Below are 675 nucleotides of genomic sequence, written 5' to 3' on the forward strand. Positions count from 1 at the left end.
TCATCAAAGGCGAATAAAACGTTAACGCTCTCGGCGAAAAGAGCAGAGCGGGCCAAAAAGCGCGAAGGGAAACTTCGATTAGAAGATCACCTCAAACGTTTTCCTAATTGGTCGCTGTAACGAATGAGATTGCCGTCTGGGATTATTACCTCAGATGGCCTCGAAGGTGGGCTGCCTTCACGATTGCAAAAAGCGCCGCAGAGGGGCGCAGGCCTGCGTAATATGCCTAACAAATTCAGGAGCCCTCTCTGGGGCGACGTCCAAGGCTGTTTTTCTACTCAATTAAGCACGCTGGTTGAGTGGTGAAATAGAGTTACTTGGGAATACCAGACACCACATCCTTTGGATGTGCGCATTCTACTACAAGAATGCTCAAGCCAGTTTGTAGCACGGCTCTTGAAAGAGAGCCCATCGTTTTGTTTTTTAAAAGAACAAAACAATGTCCTAACAAGGAGTGTGAACGATGCAGATTATCTACGGATATTGTCGTGAAGATGAGGCCGTGAGTTTATTAGGCCACTTTGTTGAACAAGGTGATTTTGTCAGCGTCAAAGAACTGGGAACGGTTGGGCGTGAACACATGGCGTTTGCCGCTTTGTTGCCTTTTACTGGGCACCTTGCATTTCCTTTCTGTTGGAAGGGCGTTCATTTGGTTGCGGTTCAAAAACAAGCTCA

The 675-nt window shown here is 47.1% G+C and carries 1 protein-coding gene and 1 pseudogene; both read left to right on the plus strand.

The window, feature by feature from the left end; translation table 11 throughout:
- Positions 1 to 120, plus strand: a 120-nt coding sequence (locus AB4503_RS25365; RefSeq protein ID WP_372115912.1) for a TraY domain-containing protein, incomplete at its 5' end; no start/stop codon positions are given.
- Between the two features lie 343 nt (positions 121 to 463).
- Positions 464 to 675: pseudogene (locus AB4503_RS25370) on the plus strand (hypothetical protein); the annotation flags it as partial.

This window comes from Vibrio sp. 10N.222.55.B11, assembly GCF_041473705.1.
Taxonomy (GTDB): domain Bacteria; phylum Pseudomonadota; class Gammaproteobacteria; order Enterobacterales; family Vibrionaceae; genus Vibrio; species Vibrio crassostreae_C.